Origin of the sequence: Aliiruegeria lutimaris, assembly GCF_900099935.1 — a bacterium.
Classification (GTDB): Bacteria; Pseudomonadota; Alphaproteobacteria; order Rhodobacterales; family Rhodobacteraceae; genus Tropicimonas; species Tropicimonas lutimaris.
This window is the reverse complement of record NZ_FNEK01000009.1, coordinates 39479-54716: the sequence shown is the minus strand read 5'-3', so window position 1 is coordinate 54716 and position 15238 is coordinate 39479. Positions and strand designations below refer to the sequence as shown.

General features: G+C 64.2%; 12 protein-coding genes. 9 read left to right on the top strand and 3 right to left on the bottom strand.

Annotated elements, in window-relative coordinates; translation table 11 throughout:
- Window positions 1-3 precede the first annotated feature (3 nt).
- From BLR85_RS06245 to BLR85_RS06235, 3 genes are all read left to right on the top strand, one after another.
- Window positions 4-564 carry a gamma-glutamylcyclotransferase gene (locus BLR85_RS06245; RefSeq protein WP_093151782.1) on the top strand — a complete coding sequence of 187 codons (561 nt, stop codon included), beginning with the start codon at window positions 4-6 and terminating at the stop codon, window positions 562-564.
- A gap of 166 nt (window positions 565-730) precedes the next feature.
- Window positions 731-1978 carry a biopolymer transporter ExbB gene (locus BLR85_RS06240; RefSeq protein WP_212635023.1) on the top strand — a complete coding sequence of 416 codons (1248 nt, stop codon included), beginning with the start codon at window positions 731-733 and terminating at the stop codon, window positions 1976-1978.
- A gap of 3 nt (window positions 1979-1981) precedes the next feature.
- Window positions 1982-4372, top strand: a complete 2391-nt coding sequence (locus BLR85_RS06235; protein ID WP_093151779.1) for a peptidoglycan -binding protein — start codon at window positions 1982-1984, stop codon at window positions 4370-4372.
- A gap of 3 nt (window positions 4373-4375) precedes the next feature.
- Here the strand turns inward: BLR85_RS06235 and BLR85_RS06230 are convergent, their stop codons facing one another.
- The 3 genes from BLR85_RS06230 to gloB all read right to left on the bottom strand — a co-directional run bounded on the left by BLR85_RS06230 (window position 4376) and on the right by gloB (window position 8955).
- Window positions 4376-5383 carry a M23 family metallopeptidase gene (locus tag BLR85_RS06230; protein ID WP_093151775.1) on the bottom strand — a complete coding sequence of 336 codons (1008 nt, stop codon included), beginning with the start codon at window positions 5381-5383 and terminating at the stop codon, window positions 4376-4378.
- Window positions 5383-7716 carry an ATP-dependent Clp protease ATP-binding subunit ClpA gene (gene clpA / locus BLR85_RS06225; protein WP_093151770.1) on the bottom strand — a complete coding sequence of 778 codons (2334 nt, stop codon included), beginning with the start codon at window positions 7714-7716 and terminating at the stop codon, window positions 5383-5385. The genes BLR85_RS06230 and clpA overlap by 1 nt, the downstream gene beginning before the upstream one ends.
- 477 nt (window positions 7717-8193) lie before the next feature.
- Window positions 8194-8955: a hydroxyacylglutathione hydrolase gene (gene gloB / locus BLR85_RS06220; RefSeq protein WP_093151765.1), complete on the bottom strand. Its 762-nt coding sequence runs from the start codon at window positions 8953-8955 to the stop codon at window positions 8194-8196.
- 66 nt (window positions 8956-9021) lie between these two features.
- Here gloB and BLR85_RS06215 point away from each other — a divergent pair, with 66 nt between their 5' ends.
- From BLR85_RS06215 to BLR85_RS06190, 6 genes are all read left to right on the top strand, one after another.
- Window positions 9022-9777 (top strand): methyltransferase domain-containing protein, encoded by a 756-nt coding sequence (locus BLR85_RS06215; RefSeq protein ID WP_093151762.1) that lies wholly within the window; start codon window positions 9022-9024, stop codon window positions 9775-9777.
- A 424-nt stretch (window positions 9778-10201) separates the two neighbouring features.
- Window positions 10202-10762 carry a F0F1 ATP synthase subunit delta gene (locus BLR85_RS06210; protein WP_093151972.1) on the top strand — a complete coding sequence of 187 codons (561 nt, stop codon included), beginning with the start codon at window positions 10202-10204 and terminating at the stop codon, window positions 10760-10762.
- Complete coding sequence (atpA, locus tag BLR85_RS06205; RefSeq protein ID WP_093151758.1) at window positions 10762-12300, top strand: F0F1 ATP synthase subunit alpha; 1539 nt, start codon at window positions 10762-10764, stop codon at window positions 12298-12300. Before BLR85_RS06210 ends, atpA begins: the two co-directional genes overlap by 1 nt.
- Before the next feature lie 14 nt (window positions 12301-12314).
- Window positions 12315-13193, top strand: coding sequence for a F0F1 ATP synthase subunit gamma (locus BLR85_RS06200; protein WP_093151753.1), 879 nt, complete (start codon window positions 12315-12317; stop codon window positions 13191-13193).
- A 21-nt stretch (window positions 13194-13214) separates the two neighbouring features.
- Complete coding sequence (atpD, locus tag BLR85_RS06195) at window positions 13215-14636, top strand: F0F1 ATP synthase subunit beta (RefSeq protein ID WP_093151748.1); 1422 nt, start codon at window positions 13215-13217, stop codon at window positions 14634-14636.
- A 9-nt stretch (window positions 14637-14645) separates the two neighbouring features.
- On the top strand, window positions 14646-15050 hold the full coding sequence (locus BLR85_RS06190) for a F0F1 ATP synthase subunit epsilon (RefSeq protein ID WP_068313310.1): 405 nt from the start codon (window positions 14646-14648) through the stop codon (window positions 15048-15050).
- The last annotated feature ends 188 nt before the right edge of the window (window positions 15051-15238 follow it).

Sequence of the window (15238 nt, the reverse complement as noted above, 5' to 3'; positions counted from 1 at the left end):
GAAATGCTTCAGGAAATCGACACGACGCAACCGCTTTGGGTTTTCGGCTATGGCAGCCTGATCTGGCATCCGGGCTTCCCGGTGGAGGAACAGGCTGTGGCGCGGCTCACCGGCTACCACCGGGCCTTCTGCATGTCCTCGATCCACCACCGCGGCACCGAGGAGGATCCCGGCCTCGTGCTGGCGCTAGACCAGTTCGAAGGGGCGCATTGCGACGGGCTGGCCTTCCGGGTGATGCCGGGTGAGGAGGCCAGGACGCTCGACGCGCTGCGCGAGCGCGAACTGATCTCCTCGGCCTATGTTGAGGAACTCGTCTCCCTGCGCCTGCATGACGGGCGCAACGTGACCGCGCTGGCCTATGTCATTGAACGCGGCCACGTGCAGTATTGCGGCGGCATGCCGCTTGAAGAACAGGCACAGATCATCGCCCGCGCCGTCGGCGGGCGCGGACCGAACACCGAGTACCTGTTCAATACGGCCGATCACCTGACCGAGCTTGGCTTGGCCGATGAAGATCTCGACTGGCTGGTGGCACGGGTGCGCGCCTTGACGACCAAGGCCTGAGGCGCGGAAAATCCGGGCAGGCCGGACGCAACCGGCCCGGCGATCGTGTTTCGAGGTTACACACAAACGGCTTTGCCGCAGTTTTTCTGTTTGCGCATTGGCTTTCGAAAACCGCGCAACTAACGTGCGAACAAGATTTTTCACCTGCGCGGGATGCCCCGGAACCATGAGCGACAGCCCAGTCCAGACCCATTTCTCGCAACCTGTGCGCCAGATCACGCAGATGTTGGTTGCCGTCGGGCTCTTCGCCGCCGGAAGCTGGGTCGTCTTTCCTTCGGTCCAGCCGGTCTTCTGGGCCAATCCCTGGCTGAACGGCGCCATCGCCCTCGTCTTCGTCATCGGCGTGCTGGCCTGTTTCCTGCAAGTCGTGCAGCTTTCCTCCTCGGTCCGCTGGATCGAGGCCTTCGCCCGCGACCACCAGTCGGCGGCCCACAGCCCTACGCCGCGCCTTCTGGCGCCTCTGGCCGCATTGCTGCGCTCGCGCGGGGTGCATCGGCAGATCTCCTCGACCTCGGCCGGCTCCATTCTCGACTCGGTCGCAACCCGGATCGAGGAAGGGCGGGATATCACCCGTTATATCGTCAACCTGCTGATATTCCTTGGCCTTTTGGGTACTTTCTATGGCCTGGCAACCACCGTGCCGGCCGTGGTCGAGACCATCCGCTCGCTCGCCCCCAAGGAGGGCGAGACCGGCGTGCAGGTCTTCGAGAAGCTCATGGGCGGGCTGGAAGCACAGCTCGGCGGCATGGGCACCGCTTTCGGCTCCTCGCTATTGGGTCTTGCCGGCTCGCTCGTGGTGGGCCTGCTGGAGCTTTTCGCCTCCCGTGGACAGAACCGCTTTTACCGCGAGCTGGAAGAATGGCTCTCCTCGATCACCCGGCTCGGCTTCGCCGGCGGCGAGAGCGAAATGTCCGGCGAGGCCGGTGCGCTCGTGGCCGTGCTTGACCACATGGCCGAGCAGATGGAGGTCATGCGCGAGACACTGAGCGTCGCCGATGCCAGCCGCTCCATGGTCGATGACAAGCTGACCGAGGTTGCCATGGCGGTGACCGCGCTCACCCGCACCATGCAGCATGGCGATCGCGCAACCGACATTCTCGAACGCATTGCCGAGGGGCAGGATCGCATGCACGACACCCAGCAGCAAATGCTGCGCAAGGTCGGCTCGGCCCCCACGCAGGAAGGCGAGATGGCCGATACCGGGGGCGACGCGGAATCGCGGATGCGCCTGCGCTCGATCGACGTCCAATTGCTGCGCATCCTGGAAGAACTGGCCGCAGGCCGGCAGGAAACCGTGGCCGAGCTGCGCGCTGACCTGGCGACACTCACCCGCGAAATCCGCCGTTCACGTCCCGTGCAACCGCAGGTCGATACCGGCACGGTCGTCGGTCCGGACGGCCGGGCGGGAGGCTGATCCATGGCCCTGTCGCGCCGCCGGAGCAGCGACCGGTTCTCGGCCTCGATCTGGCCCGGTTTCGTCGATGCGATGACGGCGCTCCTGCTGGTGCTGATGTTCGTGCTGTCGATCTTCATGATCGTCCAGTTCATGCTGCGCGAGACGATCACCGGGCAGGAAAGCGAGCTCGACATCCTGCACGGCGAAATTTCACAACTGGCCGAAGCGCTCGGCATGGAGCGCAGAAAGACCACGGACCTGGAACAACAGGTCGGCTCTCTCGGCTCGACGCTGGCCGCGGCACGCGACGAGGCCGACCAGCAGGCCGCGCTGATCGCGGCCCTCACCGCACAGGTTGGCCAGCAGGAAGTCGCATTGGCCAACGCGGCCGGGCAGATCTCGGATTTCGAAGCCCAGGTGGCCGCGCTCCTTCTGGAACGCGACCGGGCGCGCGAGAACGTTGCCTCGCTGGAAGGGCAGCGCAGCCAGCTCGAAGCTGAACGCGATGCGCTGACCGGGGCGCGCGATGCCCTGAACGACGAGCGCAGCGCTCTGGAAACGGCGCTCGCTTCAGCGCGCAGCGAGATGGACCAGCAGCAAGAGGAGGCCCGGCTCGCCGCGGCCCGCCGCGAGGCGCTCGAAGCCTTGGTGGCCGACCTGCGCTCGCAGAATGCCGAGACGGATGCCGAGCTGGCCGCGAAGCTGGCCGAGGCCGAGGGTCTTCAGGAACGCCTGAGCGAGGAAGAGGCCGCGCGGCTGGCGGAAGCGGCGGCGGCGGCCAATCTGCGCGAACGGCTCAAGGGCGCCGAGGACGAGCTGACGGCAATGACGCTCGCCCTTGAGGAACAACGGCGCAAGGCCGAAGAGACGCTCACGATGCTTGCCGCGGCGCAATCGGCCGAAGCTGAGCTGGACGAGAAACTGGCCGCCGCACTGGTGGCGCGTTTGAGCTTGTCGGAGCAGTTGCAGTCAGAAAGCGAGGCCCGGCAGGCCAATTCCGCGGCCTTGGCCGAAGCGGAGGCAGAGGCCGAACGCATGAAGCAAGCGCTTGCCGCCGCCGAGGTGGAGCGTGCCCGGCTCGCCGCTGCGCTGGAAGATGCACGCAGCGGACAGTCCGCCGGGGCGATGGCGCTTGGGCAGGCCCAGGACGAGGTTGCCCGCCTGACGGCGGAAGTGGTGGGGCTCAGGAACCGCGGAGATGCGCTGGCGGCCGAATTGCAACGCGCCGAGGAAGGTGGCGCTGCCGGGGCCGCCGCCTTGGCCGAGGCGCAGGCCCGTGCCGAGACGCTGACGGCGGAACTCGACGCGGAGCGGGCGACGGTTGCCCGCCTGACAGCCGAGCGCGACGCGGCGGCGGATGAAGGGCTGGGAACAGCCCGGCAACTCGCCGAGGCACAGCGGATCATCGAGACGCTCTCGAACGATATTGCAGAGCTGCGCAGCGCGCTTTCCCGTCAACAGGCCGAGAACGAGAGCCTGCGCGCGGCCACGGGCGACGTCGAAAGTGTTCGCAAACAACTCGCCGCGGCGCTCGCGGCCAAGCTGGCGGCGGAGCAGGCGACCTCGGAACAAATGAGCGCGGCGGAACAACGCGCGGCGCTCCTGTCGGCGGCGCAGCGAGAGTTGGAGCAGAAACAGGCCGAATCCGCCGAGAGCCAGCGGCGGATGGCGCTGCTCAACGAAAACATCTCCTCGCTGCGCAGCCAGCTTTCGTCGCTCCAGCAGCTTCTGGACGCTTCCGAGGCCCGAGACGCGGATTCGCGGGTGGAGATCCAGTCGCTGGGCACGCGCCTCAATACCGCGCTGGCGCAGGTCGCCTCCGAGGAAAAGGCGCGCGCGCGGGCCGAAGCACAGCGCGCCGAGGCCGAGGCCGAACGTGCCCGCTTGGAAGAGGCCGAGCGGATCCGGCTCGAGAAAGAGAAGCAGCGGCTGGAAGCCGAGGCGCGGGAGCTCAAGAATTACCGCTCCGAATTCTTCGGGCGTATGCGGGATGTCCTCGGCGGTCGCGAAGGGGTGCGGATCGAGGGCGATCGCTTCGTCTTTTCCTCCGAGGTGCTGTTCGAGCCGGGCTCGGCCGATATCTCCGAGCAAGGGCGCGAGCAGATATCGCGCGTCGCGGCGATCCTGTCCGAAGTCTCGGGCGAAATCCCGAAGGAAATCGACTGGGTGATCCGCGTCGACGGGCATACGGATGACCAACCGCTGTCCGGCTTCGGCGAGTTCCGGGACAACTGGGAGTTGAGCCAGGCCCGTGCACTGGCGGTTGTCCGCCACATGACCGAAGAGCTGGGCTTCGCGCCAAGCAGGCTTGCCGCAAACGGCTTCGGCGAGTTCCAGCCGGTGTCGACGGAGGACACGGACGAGGCGCGAGCGCGCAATCGTCGGATCGAGATGAAGCTGACGGAGCGCTGAGCTTCAGGGAAGCGCGAACTGGAACCCGCGCTCATCAAGCAGCCGCCTGTCGCGCCAGTGCGCGACATGTGCCTGGTAGGCACCGGGGTGAAACCCGCCTTTTGGCGCGTTCAACCCGTATGCGCGGAAAAACAACGGCTGGTCTTTTTCGAGCGGGAAGCTTCGGCTGTTCTCCGGTCCCGCTTCGCTGCTGAGTGTCAGGATCATCCGGTCGCCAGCCCGTCCGCCAAAGAAAAGCCCCCAGAGCACGATCGCCTCGGGCGCGGTTTCTGGCAGGGCGTTGCCGGGAAGCCCCGAGAGGATCTCCGTAAAATCGGGAAGCCTGTCGAGCAGGCCGATCTGTATCAGGCCGCCGGGCTGGTAGGCAGGAAAGTCGTCCGCCTGCCAAGCGGAAAGCGCGGGAGTCGTACCACAATCCGTGCCTGCATCGGCGCGGAACGGGTCGATGACCTGCTTGCCGTGGCGAAGGGAGAAATGCAGGTGCGGGGCACTGGCCTTGCCGCTCATGCCTATCTGCCCGATCAGGGCGCCGGCTTCGACCGTTTCTCCTTTCCGCACCAGGACACTGCCGCGCCGCAAATGGCAGTATTGCGACACCCAGCCGTCTTGATGGGTGATAACGATCCCGTTTCCGCATTCCCGCGCCGAGACATCGGGCGCGTTGGGATTCTCCACCTCGATATCGGGCATGTTGTCCCGAATTCCCCGCACACGGCCCGCGGCAGCCGCACGCACGGCGATCCCGTCGCCAAAGGCCATGCCCGGCGCGACGGCGATATCGGTTCCCTTATGCGCATCGCCGGTGAGCGTGCCACAGGCATGATCGATTGCGCCCGGGCCTGGATCGCGATCGACGTAACGCGTGATCCGGCAGGTCGTCTCGGAGCAGTCGACCGGAAAGAGCAGGGCTGGGGGCGGTGTCGCAGGGGCGTCTGCCAGCGCGGGAATGGCAAGAAGACAGAGAAAGGGCGCCCGCAGGCGCCCTGGTCCCCATCTTCGGTTTCCTACCATCAATCCGCTGTCAGGAGCGGCGGCTTGCGCGAGGAAAGCTGCGGCTTGCTAGGCTCCTCGACCTGAAGCTTCAGTTCGCCATCCTCGACCGAGACCTTGACGATGCCGCCCTTGGTGAGCTTGCCGAAGAGCAGTTCCTCCGCCAGCGGCTTCTTGATGTACTCCTGGATGACCCGGCCGAGCGGGCGGGCGCCCATCTTGTCGTCGTACCCCTTCTCGGCCAGCCATTCCGCGGCCGGGGTGGTCAGTTCGATGGTCACATTGCGATCCATCAGCTGTGCCTCGAGCTGGAGGACGAACTTCTCGACCACTTGCAGGATCACCTCCTTGCCCAGCGGCGCGAAGCTGACCACCGCGTCCAGGCGGTTACGGAATTCCGGCGTGAAGGTGCGCTCGATGGCGGCCGTATCCTCGCCCTCGCGCTTGTCGCGCCCGAAGCCGATCGCGGCCTTGGCCATGTCTGCGGCACCCGCGTTCGAGGTCATGATCAGGATCACGTTTCGGAAATCGACCGAACGACCGTTATGGTCCGTCAACGTGCCGTGATCCATCACTTGCAGCAGGATGTTGAACACGTCCGGATGCGCCTTCTCGATCTCGTCGAGCAGCAACACGCAATGCGGATGCTGGTCCACGCCGTCGGTCAGCAGACCACCCTGGTCGAAGCCGACATAACCCGGAGGCGCGCCGATCAGGCGGGAGACCGCGTGTTTCTCCATGTATTCCGACATGTCGAAACGCAGGAGTTCGACGCCCAACGTATCGGCCAACTGCTTGGCAACCTCGGTTTTGCCGACGCCGGTCGGGCCCGCAAAGAGGTAGTTGCCGATGGGCTTCTCGGGCTCGCGCAGGCCGGCGCGGGCCAGCTTGATCGCCGCCGAGAGCGCTTCGATGGCGCTGTTCTGCCCAAAGACAACCCGCTTGAGCGTGGTTTCGAGATCCCGAAGCACAGCGGCATCGTCCTTGGAGACGTTTTTGGCCGGAATCCGAGCGATCTTGGCAATCACCGCCTCGATCTCCTTGGTGCCGATTGTCTTGCGCCGCTTGCTCTCTGCCACCAGATGCTGGGCCGCGCCCGCCTCGTCGATCACGTCGATCGCCTTGTCTGGCAGTTTGCGGTCATTCATGTAGCGCGCGGACAGCTCCACCGCGGTCTTAATCGCATCGGCGGTGTACTTGATATCGTGGTGTTCCTCGAAATAGGGCTTCAGGCCCTTCAGGATCTTGATGCTGTCGGCCACGGAGGGCTCGTTCACGTCGATCTTCTGGAAACGACGGGAAAGCGCGCGGTCTTTTTCGAAGTGCTGGCGGTACTCCTTGTAGGTGGTGGAGCCCATGCAGCGAAGCTTGCCGCCCTGAAGCGCGGGCTTCAGCAGGTTGGAGGCATCCATCGCGCCGCCAGAGGTGGCGCCCGCGCCGATCACGGTATGGATCTCGTCGATGAAGAGCACGGCATCGGGGTGATCTTCCAATTCGGTGACCACGGCCTTGAGGCGCTCCTCGAAATCGCCGCGATAGCGGGTGCCGGCCAGAAGCGCGCCCATGTCGAGCGAGAAGATCGTCGCGCCCGAAAGCACTTCCGGCGTCTCGCCGGCAACGATCTTGCGCGCGAGCCCCTCGGCAATCGCGGTCTTGCCCACGCCCGGATCACCCACCAACAGCGGGTTGTTCTTGCGGCGGCGGCAGAGCACCTGGATGCAGCGCTCGACCTCGTATTCGCGGCCGATCAGCGGGTCCACATCGCCTTTCTCGGCCTTGGCGTTCAGATCGACGCAATATTTCGACAGCGCCGACTCCTTGCCGTCGCCGCCATCGGGGCTGGAGGTATCATGCTGGCTGGCCTCTTCTTCCATGTCTGCGCCGGTCACCGGACGGCTCTCGCCGAAGCCCGGATTCTTGGCCACGCCATGAGCGATGAAATTCACGGCGTCGTAACGGGTCATGTCCTGCTCCTGCAGGAAATAGGCCGCGTTCGATTCGCGCTCGGCGAAGATGGCGACCAGCACATTCGCGCCGGTAACCTCGGTCCGACCCGAGGATTGAACGTGAATAGCCGCCCGCTGAATAACCCGCTGGAAAGCCGCCGTCGGCACGGCTTCGGAGCCCTCAACCTCGGTGACGAGCGTCGACAGGTCTTCCTCGATGAACTCCGTCAGCTTGCCGCGCAGCTCTTCAAGGTCCACATCGCAGGCCTGCATGACCTTGGCTGCATCGGGTTCGTCGATCAGCGCCAGCAGCAGATGTTCCAGGGTGGCAAGTTCGTGGCGGCGGGCATTGGCAAAGCCCAGGGCAGCGTGAATTGCCTGCTCGAGTGTGTTCGAAAACGATGGCACAGTTCGTGCTCCTTTTCCTGCGGGGCCTGCGTCGGGAGAGCCCGACGGCGAGAGTGGCCCGTTTGTCTTAAAGTTTGGTGGGCATTGCGGCGGCTTCAAGTGTTTTTTTCATTGGAGGCGCCACTGTGTTCCGCGGATGCACAAAAAGTGATCGAAAGAGGCGGTTGGCGATCCTGAGCATTTCGTTTCGGGTGCGGGCCCTGGGCACTCACGGTTCGGGTCTGACGGTCAATTGGCTCTCTTTTTGTGCGAATGTGAAGCCTTCGCGCCTAACAATCTGGAAACGCGTTTGGATTCGGCCCGTCACTCCCCAAGCGAAGCGCTGCCCCGCGAAACGGCGCCACCGCCGTGCGAGCTTAGCTCGACGGCTCGCCCCCGCCCTTGCGGAAAAGCGACGGGCCCAAAAGCATGCACGTTCTTCGGGCAGCAGTCGAACGCCCTGGGTCGGTTCGTGCCTGTTCCGAAGGCCTTTCACGGTTAGAATGAGTCCTTTCGCCTGCGGATTTCCGCGAATGTATCGACATCCGACGCCCCCGCCATTCCCAGCCCTTGCTTGACCTCCGGCGCCACCGCCCGAAGGAACGGGTTGGTGGCGAGTTCCAGCGAGAGCAGCGATGGAACGGTCGGCTCGCCGGCCGCACGGGCACGGGCCACAGCCTCGACGCGAGCGGCGAGCGCGGTATTCTCCGGATCGACCGTCAGGGCAAAGGCGCCATTCGCGGCCGTGTATTCATGGCCAGAATAAATCAGCGTTTCCGGCGGCAACGCCGCGAGCTTGCTCAGCGAGGCCCACATCGTGGGCGCATCGCCCTCGAACAGGCGCCCGCATCCAAGCGCCATAAGGCTGTCGGCGGTAAAGGCCGCGCCCGGGAAGCAGAAGGCGATATGGCCCATCGTGTGGCCCGAAACGTCCAGAACCTTTCCGCTGACGCACCCGACATTGACAATGTCACCCTCCGCGACCGCCAGGTCGAGCGGGGGAAGGCGATGCGCATCCGCCGCGGCGCCCACCACGCGCGCGTCGAATTCGGCGCGAAGCTCCTCCACGCCGTCGATGTGGTCGTAGTGGTGATGGGTGATGAGGATATCGGACAGGTTCCAGCCACGGTCCGCCAGCGCGGACCGGATCGGGCCCGCATCTGGCACGTCCACCACGGCCGTCGCGCCGCTCTCGGCATCGTGCAGCAGGTAGGCATAATTGTCGGTCCGGCACGGTATCGTGGCGATTTCCAGCGACATGACGTTTCCTTTTCCTCGGGACCCGGTATGGTGCCCACAACGTTACAAGGGAGCAGTCCGGGCGCAATGCATCTCGATGTGCTGGACCTGAGAAATTTCTACTACAAGACGAAACTGGGCCGCGTTGCCCAGCGGGCTATCCGTGATCAGGTGGTTGGTTTCTGGCCGCCTGAAGAAACGCGAGGCCGGACGGTCGCCGGGTTTGGTTTCGCGGTTCCCTTGCTGCGCCCCTATCTCGGCTCCGCGCGCCGGGTCATTGCCCTCATGCCGGGCCAGCAGGGGGTCATGCCCTGGCCGGCGGGGCAGCCGAATGTCTCGGTGCTGTGCGAGGAAATGCTCTGGCCGCTTGAAACGGGCAGCGTCGACCGACTCGTTCTCATGCACGGGCTCGACACGTCCGAGCACGCCTCCGAGGTACTGCAGGAATGCCATCGTGTTCTTGGTCCCGGCGGGCGGGTGCTTTTCGTGGTGCCCAACCGCTCCGGCCTCTGGGCGCGGCGGGACGCAACACCGTTCGGCTACGGCCGGCCTTATTCCACCGGTCAGCTCGAAACCCAGCTCTTGCGGCACGCTTTCCAGCCCGAGCGGCATGTCACGGCACTGTTCGGTCCACCCTCGGAAAAGCGCTTCTGGCTGCGTTCCTCCGGCATGCTGGAACGGTTCGGTCGACAGGTCTTCAGTTCGCTTGCGGGCGGGGTCTTCCTGACCGAGGCCTCCAAGCTGGTCCAGACACCCGGTGGATCCCCGGTGAAGGATATGGTGCGCGACCCGCTCAGGGTTCTGGACGCCGTCAACGCGCCCTCCGGTCCGAAACCGGCCTGACCTTCCGGCAAGGGCCGTGAAATGTGATTCTGTCTGGCGGGGCGCGGCTCTTTGAGAAACGTTCTAAAATTTGTGCATATCATCGGTGTTGCCCCAGCGGCAGCGATTCTCGAGACAACTTGCCGCGGAATTTTTTCGGGCCCTGCCAATGCCGCATTGCGGCATCCAATGTATGCAATTGCACACCGAAAACGGTTGCTTTGGGCGCTAACGACAGCTTCAAACTTCACTTGGGGGCACTCCGGTTGGAAGTTCCTTTCGTCGGGTGGATTTGCGCAATGATCTTGCGTGCTCCAAGAGAGTTGCGGGGGGCAGACGGGTCTGTTACATCGCTTTTCGACTTATGGGGGGAACAGTCGTTTCCACCGGAACAACTTGTGTCCGGGGGCTTCAGCCCGGATGCATCAACAGCAGAGGGGTGGACGTGTCAGAAACGGCTTCGATTTCCTCCAGCATCGCCGGACGCTACGCGCTCGCGGTGTTCGAACTAGCCAAGGACGAGGGCAAACTAGCCGCCCTCGAAGCCGATACCGACGCCTTGTCGGCCGCGGTTGATGCCTCAGAAGACCTGCGGGCGATGGTCGGCTCCCCGATCTATTCCCGCGACCAACAGTTGGCCGCGATTACGGCCGTTGCCGAGGCCATGGGCCTGGACGGCACCACCAAGAACACGCTCGCGCTGATGGCGTCCAAACGCCGCCTTTTCGTGCTGCCGCAACTGCTGGCCGCGCTGCGCGCGATGATCGCTGAAGAGAAGGGCGAAGTCACCGCCGAGGTGACCTCCGCGACCGCGCTGAACGAAGCGCAGGCCAGCGCCGTCGCCGAGATGCTGAAGTCCCGCTTCGGCAAGGACATCAAGCTGAATTCCACCGTCGATGAAAGCCTCATTGGCGGTCTTATTGTTAAGGTGGGCTCGAAGATGATCGACACGTCGGTCCGTGCGAAGCTCGCTTCTCTCCAGAACGCTATGAAAGAGGTCGGGTAATGGCATTGCAAGCTGCGGAAATCTCCGCGATCCTCAAGGACCAGATCAAGAATTTCGGACAGGAAGCCGAAGTCGCCGAAGTCGGTCAGGTGCTGTCGGTTGGTGACGGTATTGCCCGCGTGCATGGTCTGGACAACATTCAGGCCGGCGAGATGGTCGAATTTCCGGGCGGTATCCGGGGCATGGCGCTGAACCTCGAAGTCGACAATGTCGGTATTGTTATCTTCGGTTCGGACCGCGACATCAAAGAAGGCGACACCGTCAAGCGGACCAAGGCCATCGTGGACGTTCCGGTCGGCGACAACCTGCTCGGCCGCGTGGTCGATGGTCTTGGCGCACCGATCGACGGCAAAGGCCCGATCGAGGCCGCCGAGCGTCGCGTTGCCGACGTGAAGGCTCCCGGCATCATTCCGCGTAAATCGGTGCACGAGCCGATGGCGACCGGCCTCAAATCCGTGGACGCCATGATCCCGATCGGCCGTGGCCAGCGGGAACTCATCATTGGTGACCGTCAGACCGGCAAGACCGCCGTGGCGCTCGACACCATCCTGAACCAGAAGGCTTATAACGACGCCGCTGGCGATGACGAGTCCAAGAAGCTCTACTGCATCTACGTGGCTGTTGGTCAGAAGCGTTCGACCGTTGCCCAGCTGGTGAAGAAGCTCGAAGAGACGGGCGCCATCGAATACACCACCATCGTGGCCGCGACCGCTTCCGACCCGGCGCCGATGCAGTTCCTCGCACCTTACTCCGCCACCGCGATGGCCGAGTATTACCGCGACAACGGCCGCCACGCGCTGATCATCTATGATGACCTGTCCAAGCAGGCCGTCTCCTATCGCCAGATGTCGCTGCTGCTGCGCCGCCCGCCGGGGCGTGAAGCCTACCCGGGCGACGTTTTCTACCTGCACTCCCGCCTGCTGGAGCGTTCGGCCAAGCTGAACGAGGATAATGGTGCTGGCTCGCTGACCGCTTTGCCGATCATCGAAACCCAGGGCGGTGACGTGTCGGCCTTTATTCCGACCAACGTGATCTCGATCACCGATGGCCAGATCTTCCTCGAAACCGAGCTGTTCTACCAGGGCATCCGCCCGGCCGTGAACACCGGTCTGTCGGTGTCGCGCGTGGGCTCCTCGGCCCAGACCAACGCGATGAAGTCGGTCGCCGGCCCGGTGAAGCTGGAACTCGCGCAGTACCGCGAGATGGCCGCCTTCGCCCAGTTCGGCTCCGATCTTGACGCCTCCACCCAGCAGCTGCTGAACCGTGGTGCGCGCCTGACCGAGCTGATGAAGCAGCCGCAGTACTCGCCGCTGACCAACGCGGAAATCGTCCTGGTCATCTATGCCGGCGTGAATGGCTACCTCGACAAGATCGCCGTCGCCGATGTTGGCCGCTTCGAAGCCGGTCTGCTGAACTTCGTCCGTTCGAAGCATGCCGACCTGCTCGAGTGGATCACCAAAGAGGATCCGAAGATCAAGGGCGAGGCGTCCGACCGCATCAAGGCCGTGGTGGAAGAGTACGCCAAGGGCTTCGCGTAAGCGAGGAATGGTAGATGCCCAGCCTTAAGGACCTCAAAAACCGGATCGATAGCGTCAAGTCGACGCGAAAGATCACCAAGGCCATGCAGATGGTGGCCGCCGCGAAACTGCGGCGGGCCCAGGATGCGGCCGAGAGCGCCCGGCCTTACGCCGAGCGCATGGAGGCCGTCATGTCCGGCCTCGCCGCCTCCGTTGGCGGCAGCGACGGCGCGCCCCGGCTTATTGCCGGGACGGGCAGCGACCAGGTTCACATGCTGGTCGTGATGACCTCGGAGCGCGGGCTCTGCGGCGGTTTCAACTCCACGATCGTCAAGGCCGCACGGCTGAAGATCGAAGAGCTCAAGGCCGCCGGCAAGACGGTGAAGATCCTCACCGTCGGCAAGAAGGGCCGTGAGCAGCTCAAGCGTGATTACAGGAGCCTCTTTGTCGATCACGTCGACATGAGCGAAGTTAAGAAGGTCGGTTACGGGAATGCCTCGGCTATCGCCAAGGACCTCATGGACCGTTTCGACGCCGGCGAGTTCGACGTCTGCACGATCTTCTACAACAAGTTCATCTCGGTGATCTCTCAGGAGCCGACGGTCAAGCAGATCATCCCCGCCACGTTCGAGGCACCCGAAGAGGGTGCAGAGGCGGGCGCGCTCTACGATTATGAGCCCAGCGAAGAGGGTGTCCTGGCCGACCTGCTGCCCCGCGGCGTGTCGACCCAGATCTTTACTGCCCTGCTGGAAAACGCCGCCTCGGAAGAGGGCGCGCGGATGTCCGCGATGGACAACGCCACGCGCAATGCCGGCGAGATGATCGACAAGCTGACGATCGAGTTCAACCGCTCGCGTCAGGCCGTCATCACCAACGAGCTTATCGAAATCATTTCGGGCGCCGAGGCGCTCTGAGAAACTGGAGACACATAGCACATGGCTAGCATTGGCAAAGTGACCCAGGTCATCGGCGCCGTCGTCGATGTCCACTTTGACGGCGATCTGCCCGAGATCCTGAACGCCCTTGAAACCAGCAACAACGGCAAGCGACTCGTTCTGGAGGTTGCCCAGCACCTCGGCGAGCACACCGTGCGCACCATCGCCATGGACGCGACCGAAGGTCTCGTTCGCGGCGCCGAGGTTAAGGACATGGGCGGCCCGATCACCGTGCCCGTGGGGAACGCGACCCTCGGCCGGATCCTGAACGTCGTCGGCGAACCCGTGGACGAAGGCGGCCCGGTCGAGGCGACCGAGTATCGCGCCATCCACCAGCCGGCTCCGGAATTCGCCGACCAGTCGACCGAATCCGAAGTCCTCGTGACCGGCATCAAGGTCGTCGACCTGCTGGCGCCCTACGCCAAGGGCGGCAAGATCGGCCTGTTCGGCGGCGCCGGCGTGGGCAAGACGGTTCTCATCATGGAACTGATCAACAACATCGCAAAAGTGCACTCGGGCTTCTCCGTGTTCGCCGGTGTTGGCGAGCGGACCCGTGAAGGCAACGACCTCTACCACGAGATGATCGAATCCGGCGTTATCACGCCCGACAATCTTGAGGATTCCAAGGTGGCGCTGGTCTACGGCCAGATGAACGAGCCGCCGGGAGCCCGTATGCGCGTTGCGCTGTCCGGCCTGACCCTGGCCGAGCAGTTCCGCGACCAGTCCGGCACCGACGTTCTGTTCTTCGTGGACAACATCTTCCGCTTCACCCAGGCCGGCTCTGAGTGTTCGGCGCTTCTGGGCCGTATCCCCTCCGCCGTGGGTTACCAGCCGACGCTGGCGACCGACATGGGCGCGCTGCAGGAGCGGATCACCTCGACCAAGGGTGGCTCGATCACCTCCGTGCAGGCCATCTACGTGCCCGCGGACGACCTGACCGACCCCGCGCCGGCCACGTCGTTCGCCCACCTCGACGCCACGACCGTTCTGTCGCGCGCGATCTCCGAGCTCGGCATCTACCCGGCCGTGGACCCGCTCGACTCCACCTCGCGTCTGATGGACCCGGCGGTTCTGGGCGACGAGCACTACAAGGTTGCCCGTGACGTGCAAGGGATCCTCCAGCGCTACAAGTCGCTGCAGGACATCATCGCCATTCTCGGCATGGACGAGCTCTCGGAAGAGGACAAACTAGTCGTGGCCCGCGCCCGGAAGATCCAGCGATTCCTGTCGCAGCCCTTCGACGTGGCCCAGGTCTTCACCGGTTTCCCGGGCGTGCAGGTGCCGCTCGAAAAGACCATCGCCTCCTTCAAGGCGGTTGTCGCCGGCGAGTACGACCACCTGCCCGAAGCCGCCTTCTACATGGTCGGCGATATCGAGGAAGCGGTTGCCAAGGCCGAGCGCATGGCGGCGGACGCCGCATAAGGAGGGCTTATGGCCAACACGATGCAGTTCGATCTGGTAAGCCCGGAAAAGCGGCTCGCGTCGCTTGAGGCCACCCAGGTCCAGATCCCGGCCGCCGAAGGCGACATGACGGCGATGCCCGACCACGCGCCGGTCATCGTCACGCTGCGCCCCGGCTTGCTGAAGGCAACCGGGGTCGACGGAACCGTCACTCAATATGCGGTGACCGGCGGTTTCGCCGAGATCAACGCCGATTCGGCGTCGGTTCTCGCCGAATTTGCCACTGTCGGAGACGGACAGGGCACGGCTCGGGCGGCTCTGGAGGGCTTTCTCGAAGAGGCCCGCAAACGTGCCGGAGAGGCGCAGGGTGAAAGCAAGGACGTTGCGGAGAAATTCGTCGCCGACCTCGTGCACCTGCTGGAGGCGATGGAGTAATCCACGCTGTCCAAGCCATCGATCAAGAGCCCCGCGTTTTACAACGCGGGGCTTTTTCGTTGGCGCAATCCAGACCTCATTAGACCGGATTTCAATCTTCGAGGGCGGCTTGCCCGCACGCTCTTGCGGTCGTTCCCCCAAGGATATTTGTTGAGAGATGATGGATTTCGCGCTCGACCTTCATCTTT

What these genes read in the sequence shown, in the direction of transcription:
- BLR85_RS06245 (WP_093151782.1), top strand. Translation starts at nt 4, where the DNA reads ATGCTTCAGGAAATCGACACGACGCAACCGCTTTGGGTTTTCGGCTAT.
- BLR85_RS06240 (WP_212635023.1), top strand. Translation starts at nt 731, where the DNA reads ATGAGCGACAGCCCAGTCCAGACCCATTTCTCGCAACCTGTGCGCCAG.
- BLR85_RS06235 (WP_093151779.1), top strand. Translation starts at nt 1,982, where the DNA reads ATGGCCCTGTCGCGCCGCCGGAGCAGCGACCGGTTCTCGGCCTCGATC.
- BLR85_RS06230 (WP_093151775.1), bottom strand. Translation starts at nt 5,383, where the DNA reads ATGGTAGGAAACCGAAGATGGGGACCAGGGCGCCTGCGGGCGCCCTTT.
- gloB (WP_093151765.1), bottom strand. Translation starts at nt 8,955, where the DNA reads ATGTCGCTGGAAATCGCCACGATACCGTGCCGGACCGACAATTATGCC.
- BLR85_RS06215 (WP_093151762.1), top strand. Translation starts at nt 9,022, where the DNA reads ATGCATCTCGATGTGCTGGACCTGAGAAATTTCTACTACAAGACGAAA.
- atpA (WP_093151758.1), top strand. Translation starts at nt 10,762, where the DNA reads ATGGCATTGCAAGCTGCGGAAATCTCCGCGATCCTCAAGGACCAGATC.
- BLR85_RS06200 (WP_093151753.1), top strand. Translation starts at nt 12,315, where the DNA reads ATGCCCAGCCTTAAGGACCTCAAAAACCGGATCGATAGCGTCAAGTCG.
- atpD (WP_093151748.1), top strand. Translation starts at nt 13,215, where the DNA reads ATGGCTAGCATTGGCAAAGTGACCCAGGTCATCGGCGCCGTCGTCGAT.
- BLR85_RS06190 (WP_068313310.1), top strand. Translation starts at nt 14,646, where the DNA reads ATGGCCAACACGATGCAGTTCGATCTGGTAAGCCCGGAAAAGCGGCTC.